We start from the raw sequence: 21,200 nt of genomic DNA on the forward strand, positions 1-21,200 counted from the left end.
ACGGCTGCTCCGCGGGGACCTGCGGACCCTGGGCGGCCCCTCGTCGGCGAACGAGCATGGAGACACCTGAACTGTGAAGGAGTGAGGCGACGATGACTGTGACAACGCCATCCACCATGGGCGTGTCCGAGGCCGCGTGGCAGGGGTTCTCCGGCCGGTCCTGGCGCGACCGCATCGATGTACGCGACTTCATCCAGACCAACTACACACCGTACGAAGGCGATGCCTCCTTCCTGGCAGGCCCGACGACGCGCACCCTCGCGGTATGGCACAAGGTCTCCGCGCTGTTCCCCGAGGAACGCCGCCGAGGCGTTCTCGATATCGACGCCCGGACGCCTTCGACCATCACCTCGCACCGTCCCGGATGGATCGACCGGGAGCGTGAGCTGATCGTCGGTCTGCAGACGGATGCCCCGCTGAAGCGGGCGATCATGCCCAACGGCGGCCTGCGGATGGTCGAGAACAGCCTGCGGGCCTACGGATACGAGCCCGACCCGTTCGTCACGAGGGTGTTCGGCACCTACCGGAAGACCCATAACGCCGGCGTCTTCGACGCCTACACCCCCGAGATGCTCCGCGCACGCAAGGCCGGCCTCATCACCGGCCTGCCCGACGCCTATGGCCGGGGACGGATCATCGGCGACTACCGGAGAGCCGCCCTGTACGGCACGTCTCGGCTGATCGAGGTCAAGCGTGCCGAGCGGGCCCTGCTGGACGCCCGGCCCTCCACGTCCGATGTCATCCGCGACCGTGAGGAGATCGCCGAACAGATCCGCGCGCTGGGCGAACTGGAACAGATGGCGGCCTCCTACGGCTGCGACGTCACCCGCCCGGCAACCACCGCCCATGAGGCCGTGCAATGGCTCTATCTCGGCTATCTGGCGGCGGTGAAGGAGCAGAACGGCGCCGCGATGTCCCTGGGCCGCACCTCCACGTTCCTGGACGTCTATCTGGCCCGGGATCTGGCCGAGGGACGGATCGACGAGAGCCGCGCCCAGGAGCTGATCGACGACTTCGTGATCAAGCTGCGCATCGTCCGGTTCCTGCGCACCCCGGAGTACGACACCTTGTTCTCCGGCGACCCGACGTGGGTCACCGAGTCCATCGGCGGCATCGGCGACGACGGTCGGCCGCTGGTCACCCGTACCTCCTTCCGGTTCCTGCGGACCCTCGCCAACCTCGGGCCCGCCCCCGAGCCCAATCTCACCGTCCTGTGGTCCCCGCGATTGCCCGAGGGCTTCAAGCGGTTCTGCGCCCAGGTGTCGATCGACACCAGCTCCATCCAGTACGAGTCCGATGAGCTGATGCGCCCGCGGACCGGTGACGACACCGCGATCGCCTGCTGTGTCTCGGCGATGGCGGTCGGCAAGCAGATGCAGTTCTTCGGCGCCCGGGTGAACCTCGCCAAGGCCCTGCTGTACGCGATCAACGGCGGCCGGGACGAGATGACCGGCGAGCAGGTCGCACCGGTGTCCACTCCGTTGACCGGCGAGTATCTCGACCATGACGAGCTGACCGCCGCGTACGACCGGATGCTCGACTGGCTCGCCGGCACGTACGTCAACGCCCTCAACGTCATCCACTACATGCACGACAAGTACGCCTACGAGCGGCTGGAGATGGCGCTGCACGACCATCCCGTGCAGCGCACCATGGCCTGTGGAATCGCCGGCCTCTCGGTGGCAGCCGACAGCCTGTCGGCCGTCAAGTACGCCCGGGTGAAGGTGATCCGGGACGACACCGGACTGGCCACGGACTACGAGGTCGAGGGCGAGTACCCCGCGTACGGGAACCACGACGACCGTGCCGACAGCATCGCCGTCGACCTGGTGCACACCTTCATGGCCAAGCTGCGCCGGCATCCCACCTACCGGGGCGCGGAGCAGACCCAGTCGGTGCTCACCATCACCTCCAACGTGGTCTACGGCAAGCACACGGGCAACACCCCGGACGGCCGTCGCGCAGGGCTGCCCTTCGCGCCCGGTGCCAACCCCATGAACGGCCGTGATCGCCACGGGCTGGCGGCCTCCGCCCTGTCGGTGGCCAAGATCCCGTACGAGCAGGCCCGTGACGGCATCTCGCTGACCTCGACCATCACCCCGGAAGGGCTCGGGCACGACCCCGCGGAACGTGCCCCCAACCTGGTCGGCATCCTCGACGCCTACACGGCTTCCGGCGGCTTCCACATGAACGTCAACGTTCTGGACCGGGCCACTCTGGAGGACGCCATGGAGCATCCGGAGAAGTATCCCGAGCTGACCATCCGGGTCTCCGGTTACGCCGTCAACTTCGTCCGCCTGACGCGCGAGCAGCAGCTCGACGTGATCAGCCGCACCTTCCACGGTGCGATGTGAGCACCGGCCGGATCCATTCCTGGGACCTGTCCACGGGTGTGGACGGGCCCGGCACCCGGTTCGTGCTCTTCATGAACGGCTGCCCGCTGCGCTGCTCGTACTGCGCCAACCCCGACACCTGGAAACTGCGCGACGGGCGCAGTATGACTGTCGACGAGGTGATGGCAGAGATCGCGAAATACCGCTCCTTCATCGACACCGCCGGCGGGGGAGTCACGCTCAGCGGAGGTGAGCCGCTCCTGCAGGCCGACTTCACCGCCGAAGTCTTGCACCGCTGCCACGAGCTGGGTCTCCACACCGCCCTGGACACCTCCGGCGCTCTCGGCGCCCGCGCCGGTGACGCGCTGCTCGCCGATACCGACCTGGTCCTGCTCGACATCAAGTCCTTCGACATCGAGGCTTACCACCGGCTCACCGGCGGCCACCTGGCCCCCACCCTGAGCTTCGCCGGACGGCTGGACCGACTGGGAATCCCGGTCCGGATCCGCTATGTGCTGGTGCCGGGCCTGACCGACGACCGGGCCGCGGTGGACGGCCTGGCCGCCTTCGTCGCCGGTCTGGACAACGTCGAAGGGGTGGACGTGCTGCCCTTCCACACGATGGGCACCCACAAGTACGACGACCTCGGCATCCCCTTCGTGCTGCGTGACACCCCCGCACCGGGGCCCGCGCTCCTGGAACGGGTGCGAGGTCAGTTCCGGGTGCACGGCGTGCCGGCCGTGTAGGCCGCGGGCAGGGACGTTCGGCCCCCCGGAGGGACCTGCAAGGCCCCTCTGCATCCGCTCCTGGGCCTGTGAGGCTGGAAGCGAGCGGGAGACCGCACATCAGTCCATGACTTCGTGCGGTACACCATCGACCGCGGTCCGACGACTCTCCGGAGGGCTCCATGTCCGACACGAGCGCGAACACTTCCGACGGCCCCATCGTGGTGGGCACGGACGGCTCACCGTCCGCCCGCCACGCCGTGCTCGTCGCGCTGCGCGAAGCACAGCTGCGCGGCACCGGACTGCGGGCCGTCTGCGCCTACGACTACGGGCCCGACCGCTATGCCGGCTACGAGTGGCTGACCGCGTCGGACAACGCGGGTCTGTACGTGCAGCTGCGTGACATCGCGGAACAGGCTGTGACCGACACCGTCGCCGAACTCCAGAAGGAGCTCGGCGGTACCCCGGTGGAGGTGGAGGTCGTGGTCGAACCGGGACGCCCTTCGCAGGTGCTGCTCGAAGCCAGTGCGGACGCCTGTCTGCTGGTGGTCGGCACCCGGGGAGCGAGCTCCTGGGGGCGCCTCAGGCTCGGCTCGACCAGCACGGAGGTCGTGCACCACGCACACCTTCCGGTCCTGGTCGTCCCCGGCGACGACCCCGACGCCGCGTAACTCCGATCGCAACGACACCGGGTCCCGGACCCGGGGACAGGTTCGCATCATGACCACCATCAGCTTGTCGCAGGCTTCGCACCCGGACGTGACCGCCATCCCCGAGGTCCGGATGCTGCTGAAACCGCAGTGCGCGGACCGGGGAATGGTCGACGGTGCCTGGTGGCCGCGCACACGTGACCTGGCCCGTGAACTGCCGTTCCTGGTCGCGGTCCTGGACGAGCGCTGGGGCCGGATCACCCGGGTCGCGGTGAATCCCCACAGCTGGCGGGAGATCCCGAAGAAGGTGCCCGCGGGAATCCATACCGTGAGCGTCGGATGGTTCGACGCCGAGCAGGACCCCGACGACCTGCTGCTGCTCTCCTACACCGTCGGGCGCTGGGACCTGCTGATCGTGCCGCCGGAGTGCGACCCCGAGCGCGCCGCTTGGCTGATGTGCGCCGCGGGCGACGTGGACAACCGGCAGAGCGTCCGGGAGCTGATGGCCGGCCCGCGGTCGGTGCGGCACACCACCACGCACGCGGCTCCGTGGGAAGCCCTCTGAGGGCGACAGCAGTCGACGACAGCCGGGGCCGGCCTGCGGGCCGGCCCCGGCTGCAGTGGTTCCAGGACTATGTGTCGTTGTCCTCGGGGGAGTTCACGCGCAGTGCGGCGCGTCCGGACTCCAGCCGGGCGGCCGGCAGGCGGAACGGGGAGCAGGAGACGTAGTCGAGTCCCGTCCGCTCGAAGAAGTCGATCGAGTCGGGATCGCCGCCGTGCTCGCCGCAGACGCCGATTTTGAGGGCTGGCCGGGCCGCACGGCCTTCCCGTACCGCGATCTCCACCAGGCGGCCGACACCGTCCCGGTCGATCGTCTCGAACGGCGAGGCGGCGAAGATGCCCTGAGCGAGGTAGGTGGCGAAGAAGGACCCTTCCACGTCGTCGCGGGAGAATCCCCAGGTGGTCTGGGTGAGGTCGTTGGTGCCGAAGGAGAAGAAGTCGGCCTCCTCGGCGATCCGGTCGGCGGTCAGGGCCGCTCTCGGAAGTTCGATCATGGTGCCGATGGGGCACGTCACCGTCACTCCCGCGGAGAGGGAGACCTGTGCGAGGACGGCTTCCACCTCCCGGCGTACCGTGCGCAGTTCCTCGACCGTACCGACCAGCGGAACCATGATCTCGGCCTGCGGGTGCCCGCCGTCGTTCAGCCGCTGCGCGACCGCCTCACCGACGGCCCGTACCTGCATCGCGACCAGGCCGGGCACCACCAGACCGAGACGGACGCCGCGCAGTCCCAGCATCGGGTTCTGTTCGTGCATACGCTCGACGGCGGCGAGAAGGTCGACGTCGTGCGGGTCCGGAGTCTGTCCGGTGGCGCGGACCGAGGCGACCCGTACGGCCAGTTCGACGCGGTCGGGCAGGAACTCGTGGAGCGGGGGGTCCAGCAGCCGGATGGTGACGGGCAGCCCGTCCATCGCCGCCAGGATGGCGGTGAAATCCGCGCGTTGGAGGGGCAGCAGCGCGTCCAGGGCGCGCTTGCGTCCGGTGTCGCTGTCGGCCAGGATCATCGACTCGACCAGCCGCCGGCGTTCGCCGAGGAACATGTGCTCGGTGCGGCACAGTCCGATGCCCTGGGCGCCGAAGCGCCGGGCGCGCGCGGCGTCCTCGGGGGTGTCGGCGTTGGCAAGGGTCTCCATCCGGCTCACCTCGTCGGCATGCGCGAGGATGCGGGCCACCGCGTCCACCACGCCAGGAGGTCGCTCTCCGGTTTCGAAGTAGTGCATCACAGGTGACTCGACCAGCGGCTGTGCGCCGAGGTGGACGGTGCCGGCCGAGCCGTCGATGGACACCACCGTGCCCTCGGCGACCACGGTGCCGTCGCGCGTGGTGAAGTGCCGGGCCGTCTCGTCGACCGTGATCTCCTCGGCTCCGCAGACACAGACCTTGCCCATGCCTCGCGCCACCACGGCCGCGTGGCTGGTCTTGCCGCCCCGGCTGGTGAGGACGGCTTGCGCGGCGATCATTCCCGGCAGGTCGTCGGGGGTGGTCTCACACCGGACGAGCACCGTCCTGGAGCCCGCGGCAGCCAGGCGTACCGCCTCCGCCGAGGTGAAGACCACGGCGCCGACGGCCGCACCCGGCGATGCCGGGATGCCACGCGCCAGCGGTGTTCCCGCTGCCGCGTCGTCGAAGCGGGGGAACATCAGATGGGTGAGCTGCTCACCGGTCACCCGGCGGAGGGCCTCTGCCGGGGAGATGACGTCCTCGTCGATCAACTGGGCGGCGATACGGAAGGCCGCTTCCGCCGTGCGCTTGCCGACGCGGGTCTGCAGCATCCACAGCCGGCCGCGCTCGATGGTGAACTCGATGTCGCAAAGGTCCCGGTAGTGGTGTTCCAGGATGCCCAGGTAGTCGCGCAGCTGTGTGTACGAGAGCGGGTCGATGGCCTCCAGCTCCTGCAGCGGAACAGCATTGCGGATGCCGGCGACGACGTCCTCGCCCTGGGCGTCGGACAGATAGTCGCCGTAGATGCCCCGGCGGCCGGTGGCCGGATCGCGGGTGAACGCCACGCCGGTGCCGGAGTCCGGGCCGAGGTTGCCGAAGACCATGGTCTGGATGTTGACGGCCGTGCCGAGGTCGTCGGGGATGTGCTCGCGCCTGCGGTACAGCCGGGCCCGCTCGCCGTTCCAGGACTCGAAGACGGCGAGGATCGCGCGGCTGAGCTGGTCGGCGGGGTCCTGCGGGAAGTCCTCACCCGTCGCGTCACGCACGATCCGTTTGAACTCCTCCACGACGTCAGGCAGGTCGTCCGGGTCCCGGTGCTCCGCCAGAGCGTCGGCGAACAGGGAGCCGTCGACTCCCATCGCGGTGCTGCCGAACATCTGGATGAGTCGCCGGTAGGAGTCCCAGGCGAAGTGCTCGCGGCCGGTGGTCTTCGCCAGACCGTGCACCGAGTCGTCGTTCAGACCGATGTCGAGGATCGTCTCCATCATGCCGGGCATGGAGAAACGTCCACCGGAGCGTACCGAGAGCAGCAGCGGGTCGTCCGGGTGGCCCAGCTTGCGCCCGCCGGCGAGCTCCAGGGCTGCCAGCCGGGCGGCAACCTGCATTCCGAGGCCGTCCGGCTCGCCTCCGGTGGCCAGGAAGGCCCGGCAGGCTTCGGTGGTGACGGTGAAGCCGGGTGGCACGGGCAGGCCGATACGGGTCATCTCGGCGAGATTGGCGCCCTTCCCCCCGAGGAGGCCGGCCATCTCACGGCCACCCTCGGTGAAGTCGTACACGTACTGGACCATGGTGCGGCCGCCTCACTTCGCAGGATTGAATCGGGGCCGGGAGCGGCCCTGCCGTCGACGCGCCGTTCAGTGGGCCTGACTCAGCTGTGCGATGGGCCGGGCAACGAGCCTTGTGGTGTCTCGGGGACGAGCAGGACCGGGCAGTGGGAGTGGTGCAGCAGAGTGGTGGCGACCGGGCCGAGCTGAGGTCCCAGCAGGCCCTGTCTGCGGTGCGCGGTGACCACGATGTGATCGTTCCCTTCATCGAATGCGTCCGGCGTCCTGCTGCGGCTTCCGCCGGGGGACCTCGGCCGCGTGCCGTGGGAACGGGCCGGCGGGCCGGTGTCCGTTCCGCAGTCCCTCAGGTACAGCCTGGCCCGGCACCGGTGCCGGCCGCTTGGGCCACTCGGACCCGGTACAGGGGTCCAACCGGCCCGCATCGCGGAGAGAGGTCCGTGACGTCGGAGTGCCTGGCCGAACCGGCCGCGTCTCCTCAGCTGAAAGCGGTCTTCAGCGCCTCGAAGGCGGCCTTCGGGTCGGAGAGGGCGTGGTAGATGCCCGGGATCTCCTTGTCCACGTCCAGCAGCCCGTACACGGCGTGCATGGCACCGCGGACCGAGTACTCGACGGTGAACACCACGTCCTCGGGAATCTCGACGAACTGCCCGAGGAAGGCGAAGTTCGCCGCTCCCGCGGGGATCACCAGCGGCCTGTCCCGAACGCTGCGGCGCTCGAACTGGCTGGTGATGTACGGCATCATCACGGTTCTCACCGTCGTGGTCGCGGCGACTTCCCGCGCGATGTCCTGGAAGCCGAGGTGGCCGAGGAGCTCGGTGAGGATCTCCTGGCCGGTAGCCTCCGACATCTTCTTCCCGGTGTTCTCGCCCTCGTTGTCGACGAACAGGCCGTAGCCCCAGAGGGTGAAGACGTCGTCGGGCTGGCCGTCGAAGTGCGGCTGGGAGGGCACCACGATGGACATCAGCCAGTTGGAGTCCTTGAACGTCATCAGGCCGCCGGTACCGGGCGCGTTGCCGGAGAACTCCTCGATCCGTTTCAGCAGTGCCGGGCTTCGCATCGTGAGGGTGAAGGACTCCCATTTGGCCTCGTCGACGTCGGCGTTGAAGGAACTGGGGCGGCCGAAGTCCTCCGCCTTGCGGGCCAGGGTCTCCCACAGCGTCCAGCCGCCGTCGCGCTTGTCGCGGATCAGCTCGGGGGCGGTGTCGTCATCGCCGTACGTGCTGTCGGCGGTCATCGAGCCGAGCGTGATGAACGCGTAGTCCTCCGGGCCGAGGTCGTAACCACCGTTGCTGCCGTTCTGCTGGAACTCGATCCGTGACGCGCGCCGGTCACCGATGTCCCCGACGAAGTCCACGTTGGTCACCGTCACGCCGTACTCGATGCGTACACCGCGGCTCTCCAGCCACTTCTGCACCGGGCGGACCAGGGAGTCGTACTGGTTGAGACGGGTGCGCCGCACTCCGGCGAGAGTGTGGATCCGCGGGAACTCCTGCATGAAGCGCAGGAAGTACCGCTTGAGTTCGATGGCGCTGTGCCAGTTCTGGAAGGCGAAGGTGGTGCGCCACATGGCCCAGAAGTTCGTGTCGAAGAAGTGCTGTGAGAAGAAGTCCTCGATCCGGCGGGGGCCGATCACGGACTCCGGGAGTGCCAGAAGGCGGGCCAGGTCGACCCGGTCACGCGTGTTGAACCCGAGTTGAGCCGCGTCGAGGATGGAGTGATCACCGGCGATGAGCCGGGCCTTGGCGCCGGTGACGGTCTGCCGGTTGAACTCCCGCGTCTCCTGCAGCACGGAGACGTTCTCGTCGTCCAGCGTGGGGATGGTCTCCAGCAGGTTCCAGAGGCAGACGTACGCCTCCTCTTCCAGCATCCGCCCGCCACGCGTCACATAACCCGTTTCCGGGCCACCGCCGCCGTCCAGGGAACCGCCGGCGATGGGGAGTTCCTCCAGGATGTGGATGTTCTCGCCCTGGAGGCCGCTGTCACGGATCAGGAACACCGCTGCCGCGAGTGCTCCGATGCCGCCGCCGACCAGATAGGCCCGGGTGTGCCGTGCTGTGTCCATGTGCTGGTTCCCCTTTGATGCCGCCCAGAGCGCTGGGACCGATGCGTCGGAGCCCGCTCCGCCTGATCGACAGGTGTGCGGTCCGATGCTGGATCCCCAGCCAACGCCACGAGAGTCACCGCCGTCGTGGGCTGTCCGGTACCCAGGTCCAGGGACCTTTGTCCCTCGGAGCGAAGGGGGTGCCGGGGTGATGGCCTGGGGGCAGAGGGCGGGCAGGACCATCAGCCGTTCACTCCTCCCACCTGCGGGACCAATGGCCCTCCTTCTGGTCCCGGCGGGCCCTCCAGCCCGGCTCGAACCCGCATCAGGATGAGGGCAGACGGCGATCCGGCCGTGCTCTGAAGTGGCGAGACGCACCGGCAGGCCTGAGGACCACGGCCGCCAGCGACGCTCTCGCCCGCCAATCGAACCGAGGCACGCCATGCCCGTCCTGATCATTACTGTCGTGGTCCTGCTCCTCCTGCTGATCTGTGCGATGGCCGTGAAGATCGTCAAGCAGTACGAGCAGGGAGTGTTGTTCCGGCTCGGCCGGGTGCTGGGCGAGCGCAAGCCCGGTCTGCGGCTGATCATTCCGTTCGTCGACGTCCTGCACCGGGTGTCGCTGCGGATCGTCACCATGCCGATCCAGTCGCAGGGCATCATCACCCGCGACAACGTCAGCGTCGATGTGTCCGCGGTCGCTTACTTCCGGGTGGTCGACCCGGTGAAGTCCGTCGTCGCCATCGAGAACGTGTACGCGGCGATCGACCAGATCGCGCAGACCACGCTGCGCAAGGTCGTGGGACAGCACACCCTGGACGAGACGCTGTCCGAGACGGACACGATCAACCTGGACATCCGCGAGATCCTCGACGTCACGACGGTCGAGTGGGGCGTCCAGGTGACGCTGGTGGAGCTGAAGGACATTCAGCTGCCCGACAGCATGAAGCGGGCGATGGCCCGTCAGGCCGAGGCCGAGCGGGAGAAGCGCGCGAAGATCATCAACGCTGAGGGCGAGTCGCTGGCCGCCGCGGCCCTCGGTGACGCCTCGGACGTGATGATGGCCCACCCGCTGGCCCTGCAACTGCGCAACCTCCAGAGCCTGGTGGAGATCGGCGTGGACAAGAACACCACCGTCGTCTTCCCGGCCCCGCTGATGAGCACCATCGGTGAACTCGGCTCCTTCCTCGCCCGTGAGACCGCGGCGGCGATCCCGGTCGTCCCGCCGACGGCCAGGAACACGGAAGCGGAACCTGCCACCGAGCCCGCGTTCGTGGACATCACGACAGCCGACACCCCGGCCGTCTCCTCCAACGGCGTTCCTCGCGCGATCAGCAAGTAGTCCGCCGACCGCGACCGTGTTCAGAAGTGAGGAAGATCCGTGCCTGAGATGACCAACAACCCGCCGGCTGACAACGATACGAAGTCCGACCTTCCAAACCAGGAACCGAGGAAGGGGATGTTCGGACTGCCGACCGCGACCGCGCTCGTCATCGGTTCCGTGATCGGTACCGGGGTGTTCGCCCTGCCGACCGCACTGGCTCCGTACGGGCCGATCAGCCTGGTCGCGTTCGTGCTGGTCACCGTCGGCGCGCTGGCACTGGCCTTCACGTTCGGTGCGCTGTCCAAACGGGTGCGGGGATCCGGCGGCCCCTACGTCTACGCCCGGGACGCCTTCGGCGACTTCGCCGGCTTCCTCAACGCGTGGTCCTACTGGATCACGGCGTGGGCGGGCAACGCGGCCATCGTCGTGGCCTGGGTCGGGTACGTGGAGGTGTTCTGGAACACCGGCCACGCCAAGACCTGGTCGATCGTCATCGCCATGGTCGGACTGTGGATACCGGCGGTCATCAACCTCTCCGGTATCCGGAACATGGCGGTCACCCAGATCGTCACCACCGTGCTGAAGTTCGTCCCACTGCTGTTCATGGCCACCGTCGGGCTGCTGTTCATCAAGGCTCACAACTTCGGCGCCTTCAACGCCAGCGGCACCTCCGCCGGTGCCGCGATCTCCGCCGCCGCGGCCATCGCCCTGTTCAGCTATCTCGGGATCGAGACCGCATCGGTGGCCGCAGGACGGGTACGGGACCCGCAGCGCAACGTGGGCCGGGCAACGATCCTCGGCACCGTCGGCTGCGCGGTCGTCTACATCCTGGGCACGGTGACGGTGTTCGGCACCGTCTCCAACGCGGCTCTGCAGAAGTCGGCCGCGCCGTTCACGGACTCGGCGGATGCCATCTTCGGCGGCCGATGGGCCGGCCAGTCCGTTGCGGTCGCCGCGATCGTCTCCGGACTGGGCGCCCTGATCGGCTGGACCCTCATCGTCGCCGAGATGCCGATGGCCGCGGCCAAGGACCGCCTGTTCCCGGCCGCCTTCGGTCGCACCCGTAAGGGCGTCCCGGCATTCGGGATCATCAGCTCGACGCTGCTCGCCTCCGTCCTGACCGCCGTCAGTTACAGCCAGTTCGAGAAGGTCTTCACCACCCTCGTCCTGCTGTCCGTGGTCACCGCCGTGATCCCCTACATCTTCAGCGCCGGCGCCCAGCTGTACTGGCTGCTCACCCGCGGGCGCCAGACCCGGTGGCCGCACCTGTTCCGCGACTGCGGGGTGTCCGCCGTCGCCCTGGCCTTCTCGTTCTGGTCCCTCGCCGGCAGCGGCTACCAGGCCGTCTACTACGGGCTGTTCTGCCTGCTCCTCGGTCTGCCGGTCTACATCTGGCTCAAGGCCGCACGCAACGAGTACGGCGAGACCCCCGTCATCCCGGACGGTGAGCCCTCCGTCGCAGGCACAGTCCCGCTCCCACCCGCGGCTCCGGCGGACACCCCAGTGGGGCACACGACGTGACCCGGCCCCTGACCCCTTCCGGAACCGGCGCCCGACCTTCGCCGCACATCAAGGAGACCACCATGACCCGCACCCTCGGTGTGCATTCCGAAGTCGGCCCGCTGCGCGAGGCCATCGTCCACCGCCCCGGGCTGGAGCTGAACCGCCTAACGCCCGGCAACTGCGACGAACTGCTCTTCGACGACGTGCTGTGGGCCGCCAAGGCCCGCGAGGAGCACGACACCTTCGTCCAAGTACTCCGCGACCGCGGCACGACGGTCCACCACTTCGACCAACTCCTCGCCCGGACGCTGGAGCGCCCGGAGGCACGGGCCTTCGTTCTGGACCGCATCTGCACCCCGGAACTGGTGGGCCCGACCCTGGCGACACCCCTGCGACGGCTCGCCGACGAGGCGGACCCGGAGACGCTGGCCGAACTGCTCATCGGCGGAGTGACCCGCGCCGACCTGTCGCCCCTGCGGGTGCGCAGCCTGCGCTGGCAGAGCCTGGAACTGGACGACTTCGTCCTCGCGCCGCTGCCCAACACGCTGTTCCAGCGCGACAACTCGGCCTGGATCTACGGAGGCGTCACGATCAACCCGATGGCCAAGGCCGCCCGGCAGCGCGAGTCCCTGCACAGCCGTGCCGTGTACACGTTCCACCCGTTGTTCGCGGACGCGACCTTCCCGGTGTACTACGGCAACGACGACACCAACCACCAGCCGGCCACCCTCGAAGGCGGCCACATTCACGTCCTGGGCCGAGGTGTCGTCCTGATCGGGATGGGGGAGCGGAGCACTCCGACGGGCGTGGAGATCCTGGCCCGCGAGCTCTTCCGCAGCGGACGGGCCAGCACCGTGATCGCCGTCCAGCTCCCCAAATCGCACGCCTTCATGCACCTGGACACCGTGCTGACGATGATCGACGTCGACACCTTCGTCCGCTATCCCTACCTCGACCCGAAGGCCCTGCGTACCTGGGTGATCGTCCCCGCCGACCCGCAGGAGACCGTCGAGCACGACACCGGCGGCCTGCACGTCGAGCAGCGCGACGACCTGTTCGCCACCATCGCCGACGCCCTGGGCCTGGACAAGATCAGGGTGCTGTCCGCCGATGAGGACGCTCGGGCGGCCGAACGCGAGCAGTGGGACGACGCCAACAACTTCCTCACCGTCGCACCCGGGGTCGTGGTCGGCTACGAACGCAACACCGTGACCAACGCGATGCTCCGGGACAACGGCATCGAGGTCATCAGCATCCCTGGCAGCGAACTGGGCCGCGGTCGGGGCGGCGCACGCTGCATGACCTGCCCCACCCAGCGCGACGGAATCTGACCCACCCCGCGACCCGTGCCCCGGCGAATCCGCCACCATCCACGATCAGCCCCCTGTGAGGACTTCCCCATGCCTACGTCGACGCCCACGACCGCCACCCACCACCGGCCCGGCTCCCTCCTGAAGGAACTCGATCTCGACAAGTCGGGATTCCTGGCGCTGATCACCGCGGCCGGGCAGCTCAAGGCAGCCAAGGCGAACGGCTCCGAGCGCCCCCAGCTGGAGGGCAGGAACATCGCGCTGGTCTTCGAGAAGAGCTCCACGCGCACCCGCTGCGCGTTCGAGGTCGCTGCTCACGACCAGGGCGCACATGTCAGCTACCTGGGCCCGGAGGGATCCCACATCGGACGTGAGGAGTCGATCCGTGACACCGCCCGGGTGCTGGGCCGGATGTTCGACGGTATCGAGTTCCGCGGATTCGCCCAGGACACCGTGGAGGAACTGGCCGACCACGCCGGCGTCCCGGTGTGGAACGGGCTCACCGACGAATGGCACCCGACCCAGATGCTCGCCGACGTCCTCACCATGACCGAACACCATGCCGGCCCCGTCGAGGAGATCGCCTACTGCTTCCTGGGCGACGGCCGCAACAACGTGGCCCGCTCCCTGCTGATCACCGGGGCACTGCTCGGCATGGACGTCCGCATCGCCGCACCGCGCGACCTGTGGCCCCCGGACGACGTGATCGCTGAAGCGGACCGGCTCGCGGTGACCAGCGGGGCACGGGTGATGGTGACCGAGGACGTCGAGCAGGGCGTGGCGGGCGCTGACTTCGTCTACACCGATGTCTGGGTCAGCATGGGGGAGTCGGACGAGCAGTGGAGTACCCGCATACCGCAACTGCTGCCCTACCGGGTCACCGAGAAGGTGCTGCTGGCCTCCGGCAAGCCCGACACGAAGTTCCTCCACTGCCTGCCGTCCGTCCACGATCGCAGCACGCAGCTCGGCCGGCGGCTGTTCGACCGCTTCGGCCTCGACGGGGCGGAAGTCACCGACGAGGTCTTCGAGTCGCCGCGCTCAGTGGTCTTCGACCAGGCCGAGAACCGCCTGCACACCATCAAGGCCGTCCTCGTCGCCGCGCTGGGTGCCTGAGATGCGCATCGTGGTCGCGATCGGCGGCAATGCACTGCTGCGGCGCGGTGAGAGGCCCGATGCCACCGTGCAGGTCGACCACATCCGAGCCGCCGCCCAGGCACTCGCGCGGCTGGCACTGCAGCACCAGCTGATCATCTGCCACGGCAACGGTCCCCAGGTCGGGATGCTCTCCCTGGAGAGCGAGAACGACCGCGAACTGACGCACCCGTACCCGTTCGACGCACTGGTCGCGCAGACCCAGGGCATGATCGGTTACTGGCTGGCCCAATCGCTGCGCAACGCGGGGGTGACCAAGCCGGTCATGAGCCTGGTCACCCAGACGCTCGTCGACCCGTCGGACCCCGCCTTCGCGACCCCGACGAAGTTCGTCGGGCCGGGATACCCGCACCGGCAGGCCCAGCAGCTCGCCGACCGGCACGGCTGGACGATCGCAGTGGACGGCGACCGATGGCGCCGGGTCGTCGCCTCACCCGAACCACTGCGGATCATCGAGCAGGAATCGATCGACCTGTTGCTCGACCACGAAGCGATCGTCATCTGCGGGGGAGGCGGCGGTATCCCGGTCACCCAGGACGGTACCGGTCAGTTGCAGGGTGTCGAGGCGGTGGTCGACAAGGACGCTACGGCCGCTCTTCTCGCGGTGGCCGTCAAGGCCGACCGACTGCTGATCCTGACGGACGTGCCCGCGGTGATGGAGGGCTTCGGCACCCCGCAGGCCACCCCACTGCGTCGGCTGGCCCTGGACGGTTTGGCAGCGCTGCACTTCCCCGCAGGCTCCATGGGACCCAAGATCGCGGCTTGTCGGCACTTCGTCGGGGCCACCGGCAGAACAGCCGCCATCGGATCGCTCGACGACGCCGCGGCGGTACTCACGGGCGACGCCGGAACGGTCGTCGTCCCCGGCGATTCTTCGGATACGAGCAGCGGGATGACGGCCGGGGCGGACGCGGCAGCCGTGCGCTGATGACCTCCGCCGGCCCGGCTGCTGAGCTGGGCCGGCGGAGGTGCCGTGCCCCAGGCTGCCCACGGTCAGCAGCTGTGCCCCGGCCGCAGCCCGTTGAGCGTGCGCGGCTCCGGGTGACCGACGGGGTCAACGGACGTGAATCCGGCGTCCGGTGATCCGGTCCGGGGCGATCCGCACCCACATGGCGCGGTCGCCGCCGGCCCATGGCCCGCTGTGGGTCCGTTCGATGAGGTGCCGGACAGTGTCCGGGTCCGTGACATGTTCGGCGTTGCCGACGACGAGCACGCTCCATCCCTGGCTCAACGCCTCGTCGATGTGATCCACCTCGAAGGCGACCCGGGCCCCGATGGACAGTGCGGGCGCGGATCCCGGCGATGTTCTGAAGACCAGCGACCCGTCCGCCATCTGGTAGTTGACGGGGACGATGGCGGGACCGTCGTCCCCGGTCACGGCAACGCGTCCCACCCCGTGCGTGGACAGCCGTGCTCGGCATTCTTCCGGCGTCATCTCCACCAGTTCCGGATGGCGCGCCGCCTTTCCGAGGCCGGGTGGCAGATCCGTGCCGCCCCCGCGCAGCTCGGACACCGTGGTCTGCAGCGCGTCGGCGAGGCTGAGGAGGAGGACCGCGCTGGGGACTGCGGTCGGCTGTTGCTCCAGGTACTCCAGATAGGGCGTGGCCATACCTGCCAGGTCGGCCACCTGTTCGCGGGTGAGGCCCAGTTGCTCGCGACGCAATGCCATGCGCCGTCCCATGTCTCCGACAGGCCGGTGACTGACGGAAGCGGCGTCTGTTCTCGTCTGCTGGTTCATGGCCAATCGCTTCCCTGGTGATGTCGGTGGGTCCCCGGGTTCGGTGTCAGTTCCGGTGTCAGCTGTCGTCCTCCGGACCGCCCACCGATACGGAGGCGCCGTGGTTCACGCCGAAGGGGCCGTACAGGTCGAGCAGCCGGGTGCGCGTGGCGTTGAGCCGGTCTCCGATGACCGCGGCGCAGAGCAGGACGAACTCATGTCCCAGAGCGGGATCGGCGGAGCACAGGTCGCGGACCGCCGCCGCCGGGAACTCGGTGGCCCGCACGGCGGTGTGCGCCTGGGCGCCGAGTTGCCACCGGAACGGCGGGAACAGCCAGGACCAGCCGAGGAGTTCGCCCGCCGAGACGGTCTGCACCACGGCTGCCTGCCGTCCTGGGACGTGCAGGTCCAGGTTCACCTCGCCGCGGTCCAGGACCCAGAAGCGTTCAGCGGCCTGGTCGGCGTCGAAGATCCGTGCGCCCGCGGGAAAGGCGACCGGTCTGGACAGCGCCATCAGTCGGTCACGGTGTGCGGTGGTCAGCGTGTCAAGAATGGAGTGTGTCATGGACATCGCACTGTCCGTTTCCGCGGCTCCGCGGTCTTCGACGTGTGCAGGCGTGGTCGCGCTTCGCCGCTTTGGTCGACCGTCGTTCCTGCCTGCCCTCTCATCCTCACCCCGGGGCGCGGACGTGGGCAGGGGCCGAACGTCCTCAGCCGGCGGCAGGGCGGCCCGGGTACGACGCTGTTGCAAGCTGGTCACGGAAGGTGACGATCCCCCCGCCCCGCCCGCACCGCCCCTTCAGTCTTCGATGGGCTCACAGGTGGTCTCACCGCCACCGCACCCCATCCCGCCCGCGGGCAGCTGGAGGGTGCGGGAGGTTCCCGGGGCGAGGGTGAGGGCGCGGCCCGCGAGCCGGATGCGGACGGGAGGCTCGTCGGACGGCGGAACGTTGATGCTCAGGCTTCCGGCGTGCATGGTCAGCCCGATGCCCCAATGGCTTCGGTAGCGGATGGAGAGGCCGTATTCCGACAGTTCCGGGAGCGGCGCCGGGTCGAGTGACAGCTCGTCCTCGCGGAGTTCCAGTCCGGTCAGACCGCGCTGGACGAGGTCGAGCGTGCCGGCCATGGCGCCCAGGTGGATGCCCTCGGCGGTGGTGCCGCCCTGAAGGTCGGCAACGTCGCCTGTGAGCGCTTCCTGGCAGTACTTCCAGGCACCGGCTCGGCGGGCCCGGGCCAGTACCCATCCGTGGACCAGCCCGCTGAGGGTCGAACCGTGGCTCGTTCTGCGCAGGTAGTAGTCGACGGTCGTGCGCCAGGTGTCGTCGTCGAGTCCGTACCCGAGGCGTCGGAAGAGCGTGGTGAGTTCGGCCGGTGAGAAGAGGTAGCCGAGCATCAGTACGTCGGCCTGCTTCGACGCCTGGTACCCGTTGACGGTGTCGCCCTCGGCCTCCAGGATCCGGTCGAGGCGCCGGATGTCGCCGTGCCGGGCACGGTAGCCGTCCCAGTCCAGTTCGGCCAGGTCGCCATAGCCCTCGAACTGGCTGATGATCCCGCGATGGAAGGGCACCCGCAGCCGGTGCGAGACGTCCTCCCAGAGTTTGAGTTCTCCCGTGTCCAGCCCGATGCGCTCGAACAGCGCCTGGCGGCGTGGGGCCGGCAGGCTCGCGGCGAGTTCCAGAGCGCGGGTCAGGACCCAGGCGGCGGTCACATTGGTGTACGCGTTGTCGTCGAGGCCTGGCTCTGCGGCACCGGGATACGCGTCGTGGTATTCGTCCGGGCCGACCACGCCGCGGATCCGGTAACGGCCGTATTCCTTGTCCCAGACCGCCCTGTCCGCCCAGAAGCGGGCGATCTGCAACAGCATCTCCGCGCCCGCCGTGTGCAGAAACTCGGTGTCCCCGCTGGCCTGGCAGTACTGCACGACGTTGTAGGCGATCGCCGAACCGACATGGTGCTGGAGGCGTGAGTGATCGGGCAGCCACCGTCCCGACCGGGGATTCAGGTGCAGTGTCTGGGTCTCCTCGCGGCCGTCGCTTCCGCTCTGCCACGGATACATGGCGCCGGTCCGGCCGGCCGCGGTCGCCGACCGGCACGCCTGGCCCAGCCGCCGGTAGCGGTAGGACAACAGGGCCCGGGAGACCTCCGGGAGATGCAGGTTCAGAAAGGGCAGGACGAACAGTTCGTCCCAGAAGACATGGCCGCGGTAGGCCTCGCCGTGCAACCCGCGGGCCGGCACGCCTGCATCGAGATCGGCGGTGTGCGGGGAGAGCGTCTGCAGCACATGGAACAGATGCAGCCGCAGCACCTCTCCGGCCTCGCCCGGCACCTCCAGCTCCGCCCGCTGCCACAGGCGCTCCCACGCGGCTTCGTGGGACGCGAGCAACGTGGTGAAGTCGCCGGCCCGCCGCACCCGGCCGATGGCCGCGTGCAGCGGATCGCTGATCGCCGGATCGCGCGACGTGTGCAGGCCGACGGTCTTCTCGACGACGACAGGGGCGTCGGGCGCGATCGGCAGCCTCAGCGCATGGGTGGCGGTGCGGTCCCCTGCGACGAGCCGTACCGAGGTGGGGATGCTGCCGGCCACCTGGGTTCGGGCGGCCAACGCGATGAGGATGTCGGAGGTGGTGGTGCGGCACTCCAGCCACACGGTGTCCGGCGCGGTGACCCCGGTGTGCCAGCGGCCGAGGTGCCGGCCGTTCAGATCGCGATAGCGGTCGACGCCCGAGTTGGTGACATCGCCGTCGAGGGCGGATTCCACCTCCAGCTCGCCTGCCCAGCCCTCGGCGGTGAACTCGGTTCGCAGGGCGGCCAGATGTGGATCGCCCATGTGCACGAGTCGGGACTGCACCACGGTGATCCGGCGGCCCCGCACGTCACACAGCCGCATCCGTCGCGTCAGCGTTCCCTGGCGCAGATCCAGGACCTGTCGGTACTCCAGCAGCGAACCGTCGTCGGGGGAGAACCAGGGGCCGGGCGCGGTGCCGCCGTCGGGATCCGGGTCGGAGGCCGCGTCACGGGCGCGAAAGCGCAGCGGCAGCCAGTTCGGCAGGTTGACGATGTCCTCGTTCTCGACCGTACGTCCGGATATGTTCGAGGTCAGCCGGTTGTAACAGCCCGCCGCGTAGGTCCCCGGATAGTGCGCGGTGCCCGCCGCCACCTCGGGCGCGGCGCCGCGGGTGGCGAAGTAGCCGTTGCCGAGGGTGCACAGCGATTCGCGCAGCCGCTCCTGCGCTGGGTCGTATCCCTCATAGTTCCAGGTCCGGTCCGGCATCGTCAGCTTCCTCCACCGATCAGCAGTTCGGCCAGGTCGCGGACCACGATGCTCGCGCCGTGTTCGCGCAGATCGGTGGCGCTGGTCGGTCCCGCGGTGCGGTCGACGCCGACCACCAGGCCGAAGCCGCCCCGGCGGCCCGCTTCCACGCCCGCCAGAGCGTCCTCGATCACGGCCGCTTCCGCCGCGGGTACGCCCAGGCGACGGGCGGCTTCCAGGAACAGTGCAGGGTCGGGTTTTCCCGCCAGTTTCAACCGGGCGGCCTCCTTGCCGTCCACCACGGTCCGGAACAGGTCCTGTACGCCCGCGCCCGCCAGGAGTTCGGGCGCGTGGCGGGAGGCGGATACGGCGGCGCAGGGCACACCGGCGGCACGCAGCGCGTGCAGTACCCGCACGGTGCCCGGCCAGGCGGCGATGCCACCTGACCGCAGCTGCCGCGTGAACAGTTGCTCCTTGCGGGCGGTGACCGCCTGCACGGTACTCGTTCCGGGCGGGTCGTCGGGATCGCCCAGGGGAAGCCGCAGGTCGCGCGAGGCGAGGAAGGCGGCCGCGCCGTCGAGGCGGCTCCTACCGTCGACGTAGCGCCGGTAATCCTCCACCGGGTCGAACGGGCGGTCGTCTCCCGCTGCCCGCAGGCAGGCGTCGAATGCGGTCTGCCAGGCGGCGGCGTGCACCCGGGCCGAGTCGGTGATGACCCCGTCGGTGTCGAACACCACGGCCCGGACCGACTGCAGGATCGGCAGCATCGGCGTCGCTGACGCGTCGGCGTTCTCCTTCGTCCGGGAGCGCAGCCGTCGCGCGGCGTCGTGGCCCGCCGTCGTCACAGCCGGGCCGCGACGTAGGTGGTGAGGTCCAGCAGGCGGTTGCTGTAACCCCACTCGTTGTCGTACCAACCGAAGACTTTCACCAGGTCACCCTGCGCCTGGGTGAGCCCCGCGTCGACGATGCACGACGCCGGGTCGCCGATGATGTCGCGCGAGACGATCGGCGCGTCGGTCACTCGCAGGACGCCTCGCAACGTCCCCTCGGCGGCCTCCGTGAATGCCGCGTTGACCTCCTCGGAGGTGACGTCCTGCCGGAGCAGCACCGTCAGGTCGGTCAGGGACCCGTCCTCCACCGGAACCCGTACCGCGATGCCCTCCAGGACCCCGGCCAGTTCGGGGAGCACGATGCCCACTGCGCGGGCGGCGCCCGTGCTGGTCGGGATGATGCTCACGGCGGCGGACCGGGCGCGCCGCAGGTCCTTGTGGGGGCCGTCGAGCAGTGCCTGGTCGTTGGTGTAGCCGTGGACGGTGGTCATCATGCCCTTGATGATCCCGAAGCGTTCGTGCAGAACGTGGACCATGGGTACGACGCAGTTGGTGGTGCAGGACGCGTTCGAGACGATGTGGTGCCGGCCGTGGTCGTAGTCGGTCTCGTTGACGCCCATGACCACGGTGAGGTCCACGTCCTTGGCCGGCGAGGAGATCAACACCTTGCGAGCCCCGGCCTTCAGATGCAGCGATGCCTCGTCGCGGGTCCGGAAGCGGCCAGAGGACTCGATGACGATGTCCACCCCGTAGGTACCCCAGGACAGTTCCGACGGATCGCGGACCGCGGTCACCACGATGCGCCGGCCGTCGACCGTGATCGACTCCTCGTCGTGGCTGATCGCCCGTCCGAGGCGTCCGAAGGTCGAGTCGAACTCCAGCAGGTGGGCCAGTGTCGCGGCCGGGGCGATGTCGTTGATGGCCACCACCTCGACCGGGGCGGTGCCGGCGTCTGCCCGGTCCAGGACACAGCGCAGGTAGTTGCGCCCGATGCGGCCGAATCCATTGATGCCTACACGTATGGCCATGATGACGTCTCCTCGTTCGGTCGGTGATGGTCCGTCGTGTCCCGCCGGGT

General features: G+C 69.1%; 17 protein-coding genes. 9 read left to right on the forward strand and 8 right to left on the reverse strand.

Annotated elements, in window-relative coordinates:
• Positions 1-92: 92 nt before the first annotated feature.
• The 4 genes from pflB to G3I60_RS11185 all read left to right on the forward strand — a co-directional run bounded on the left by pflB (position 93) and on the right by G3I60_RS11185 (position 4,273).
• Entirely contained in the window at positions 93-2,354 is a 2,262-nt protein-coding gene (pflB, locus tag G3I60_RS11170; protein ID WP_164293179.1) for a formate C-acetyltransferase, read from the forward strand.
• Positions 2,351-3,079: a pyruvate formate-lyase-activating protein gene (gene pflA, locus G3I60_RS11175; protein WP_138351991.1), complete on the forward strand. Its 729-nt coding sequence runs from the start codon at positions 2,351-2,353 to the stop codon at positions 3,077-3,079. The genes pflB and pflA overlap by 4 nt, the downstream gene beginning before the upstream one ends.
• Before the next feature lie 161 nt (positions 3,080-3,240).
• On the forward strand, positions 3,241-3,729 hold the full coding sequence (locus tag G3I60_RS11180) for a universal stress protein (RefSeq protein WP_138351990.1): 489 nt from the start codon (positions 3,241-3,243) through the stop codon (positions 3,727-3,729).
• A 49-nt stretch (positions 3,730-3,778) separates the two neighbouring features.
• Positions 3,779-4,273: a DUF5994 family protein gene (locus G3I60_RS11185; protein WP_239069721.1), complete on the forward strand. Its 495-nt coding sequence runs from the start codon at positions 3,779-3,781 to the stop codon at positions 4,271-4,273.
• A 67-nt stretch (positions 4,274-4,340) separates the two neighbouring features.
• Here G3I60_RS11185 and ppdK read toward each other — a convergent pair whose 3' ends face one another.
• The 3 genes from ppdK to G3I60_RS11200 form a co-directional block, all read right to left on the reverse strand.
• Complete coding sequence (gene ppdK / locus G3I60_RS11190) at positions 4,341-6,998, reverse strand: pyruvate, phosphate dikinase (RefSeq protein WP_164293180.1); 2,658 nt, start codon at positions 6,996-6,998, stop codon at positions 4,341-4,343.
• An 80-nt stretch (positions 6,999-7,078) separates the two neighbouring features.
• Positions 7,079-7,417, reverse strand: coding sequence for a universal stress protein (locus tag G3I60_RS46340; protein WP_164293181.1), 339 nt, complete (start codon positions 7,415-7,417; stop codon positions 7,079-7,081).
• A gap of 53 nt (positions 7,418-7,470) precedes the next feature.
• Positions 7,471-9,057, reverse strand: coding sequence for an oleate hydratase (locus G3I60_RS11200; protein WP_164293182.1), 1,587 nt, complete (start codon positions 9,055-9,057; stop codon positions 7,471-7,473).
• A gap of 445 nt (positions 9,058-9,502) precedes the next feature.
• Between G3I60_RS11200 and G3I60_RS11205 the strand changes: the two genes are divergently transcribed.
• The 5 genes from G3I60_RS11205 to G3I60_RS11225 all read left to right on the forward strand — a co-directional run bounded on the left by G3I60_RS11205 (position 9,503) and on the right by G3I60_RS11225 (position 15,253).
• Positions 9,503-10,378, forward strand: a complete 876-nt coding sequence (locus G3I60_RS11205) for a slipin family protein (protein ID WP_307811597.1) — start codon at positions 9,503-9,505, stop codon at positions 10,376-10,378.
• 117 nt (positions 10,379-10,495) lie between these two features.
• Positions 10,496-11,881, forward strand: coding sequence for an amino acid permease (locus tag G3I60_RS11210; RefSeq protein WP_203672717.1), 1,386 nt, complete (start codon positions 10,496-10,498; stop codon positions 11,879-11,881).
• Between the two features lie 62 nt (positions 11,882-11,943).
• Positions 11,944-13,194, forward strand: coding sequence for an arginine deiminase (locus G3I60_RS11215; protein WP_164607062.1), 1,251 nt, complete (start codon positions 11,944-11,946; stop codon positions 13,192-13,194).
• A gap of 69 nt (positions 13,195-13,263) precedes the next feature.
• Positions 13,264-14,286 carry an ornithine carbamoyltransferase gene (gene argF, locus G3I60_RS11220; RefSeq protein ID WP_138351984.1) on the forward strand — a complete coding sequence of 341 codons (1,023 nt, stop codon included), beginning with the start codon at positions 13,264-13,266 and terminating at the stop codon, positions 14,284-14,286.
• A 1-nt stretch (position 14,287) separates the two neighbouring features.
• On the forward strand, positions 14,288-15,253 hold the full coding sequence (locus G3I60_RS11225; RefSeq protein WP_164293184.1) for a carbamate kinase: 966 nt from the start codon (positions 14,288-14,290) through the stop codon (positions 15,251-15,253).
• Positions 15,254-15,379: 126 nt separating this feature from the next.
• Here the strand turns inward: G3I60_RS11225 and G3I60_RS11230 are convergent, their stop codons facing one another.
• The 5 genes from G3I60_RS11230 to gap all read right to left on the reverse strand — a co-directional run bounded on the left by G3I60_RS11230 (position 15,380) and on the right by gap (position 21,150).
• Positions 15,380-15,994: a pyridoxamine 5'-phosphate oxidase family protein gene (locus G3I60_RS11230; RefSeq protein ID WP_232486254.1), complete on the reverse strand. Its 615-nt coding sequence runs from the start codon at positions 15,992-15,994 to the stop codon at positions 15,380-15,382.
• Positions 15,995-16,121: 127 nt separating this feature from the next.
• Positions 16,122-16,613: a Crp/Fnr family transcriptional regulator gene (locus G3I60_RS11235; RefSeq protein WP_164293185.1), complete on the reverse strand. Its 492-nt coding sequence runs from the start codon at positions 16,611-16,613 to the stop codon at positions 16,122-16,124.
• A 228-nt stretch (positions 16,614-16,841) separates the two neighbouring features.
• Positions 16,842-19,313 carry a glycoside hydrolase family 65 protein gene (locus G3I60_RS11240; protein ID WP_164293186.1) on the reverse strand — a complete coding sequence of 824 codons (2,472 nt, stop codon included), beginning with the start codon at positions 19,311-19,313 and terminating at the stop codon, positions 16,842-16,844.
• A gap of 2 nt (positions 19,314-19,315) precedes the next feature.
• A complete protein-coding gene (locus G3I60_RS11245) occupies positions 19,316-20,059 on the reverse strand; it encodes an HAD family phosphatase (RefSeq protein ID WP_138352089.1) in 744 nt (247 codons plus the stop codon).
• A gap of 74 nt (positions 20,060-20,133) precedes the next feature.
• Entirely contained in the window at positions 20,134-21,150 is a 1,017-nt protein-coding gene (gene gap / locus G3I60_RS11250; protein WP_164293187.1) for a type I glyceraldehyde-3-phosphate dehydrogenase, read from the reverse strand.
• Between the last annotated feature and the right edge of the window lie 50 nt (positions 21,151-21,200).

Source organism: Streptomyces sp. SID13666 (genome assembly GCF_010548325.1).
GTDB classification, from domain to species: domain Bacteria; phylum Actinomycetota; class Actinomycetes; order Streptomycetales; family Streptomycetaceae; genus Actinacidiphila; species Actinacidiphila fildesensis.

What these genes read in the sequence shown, in the direction of transcription:
- pflB (WP_164293179.1), top strand. Translation starts at nt 93, where the DNA reads ATGACTGTGACAACGCCATCCACCATGGGCGTGTCCGAGGCCGCGTGG.
- G3I60_RS11180 (WP_138351990.1), top strand. Translation starts at nt 3,241, where the DNA reads ATGTCCGACACGAGCGCGAACACTTCCGACGGCCCCATCGTGGTGGGC.
- G3I60_RS11185 (WP_239069721.1), top strand. Translation starts at nt 3,779, where the DNA reads ATGACCACCATCAGCTTGTCGCAGGCTTCGCACCCGGACGTGACCGCC.
- ppdK (WP_164293180.1), bottom strand. Translation starts at nt 6,998, where the DNA reads ATGGTCCAGTACGTGTACGACTTCACCGAGGGTGGCCGTGAGATGGCC.
- G3I60_RS46340 (WP_164293181.1), bottom strand. Translation starts at nt 7,417, where the DNA reads ATGCGGGCCGGTTGGACCCCTGTACCGGGTCCGAGTGGCCCAAGCGGC.
- G3I60_RS11200 (WP_164293182.1), bottom strand. Translation starts at nt 9,057, where the DNA reads ATGGACACAGCACGGCACACCCGGGCCTATCTGGTCGGCGGCGGCATC.
- G3I60_RS11210 (WP_203672717.1), top strand. Translation starts at nt 10,496, where the DNA reads ATGTTCGGACTGCCGACCGCGACCGCGCTCGTCATCGGTTCCGTGATC.
- G3I60_RS11215 (WP_164607062.1), top strand. Translation starts at nt 11,944, where the DNA reads ATGACCCGCACCCTCGGTGTGCATTCCGAAGTCGGCCCGCTGCGCGAG.
- argF (WP_138351984.1), top strand. Translation starts at nt 13,264, where the DNA reads ATGCCTACGTCGACGCCCACGACCGCCACCCACCACCGGCCCGGCTCC.
- G3I60_RS11225 (WP_164293184.1), top strand. Translation starts at nt 14,288, where the DNA reads ATGCGCATCGTGGTCGCGATCGGCGGCAATGCACTGCTGCGGCGCGGT.
- G3I60_RS11230 (WP_232486254.1), bottom strand. Translation starts at nt 15,994, where the DNA reads ATGGCATTGCGTCGCGAGCAACTGGGCCTCACCCGCGAACAGGTGGCC.
- G3I60_RS11235 (WP_164293185.1), bottom strand. Translation starts at nt 16,613, where the DNA reads ATGTCCATGACACACTCCATTCTTGACACGCTGACCACCGCACACCGT.
- G3I60_RS11240 (WP_164293186.1), bottom strand. Translation starts at nt 19,313, where the DNA reads ATGCCGGACCGGACCTGGAACTATGAGGGATACGACCCAGCGCAGGAG.
- G3I60_RS11245 (WP_138352089.1), bottom strand. Translation starts at nt 20,059, where the DNA reads ATGCTGCCGATCCTGCAGTCGGTCCGGGCCGTGGTGTTCGACACCGAC.
- gap (WP_164293187.1), bottom strand. Translation starts at nt 21,150, where the DNA reads ATGGCCATACGTGTAGGCATCAATGGATTCGGCCGCATCGGGCGCAAC.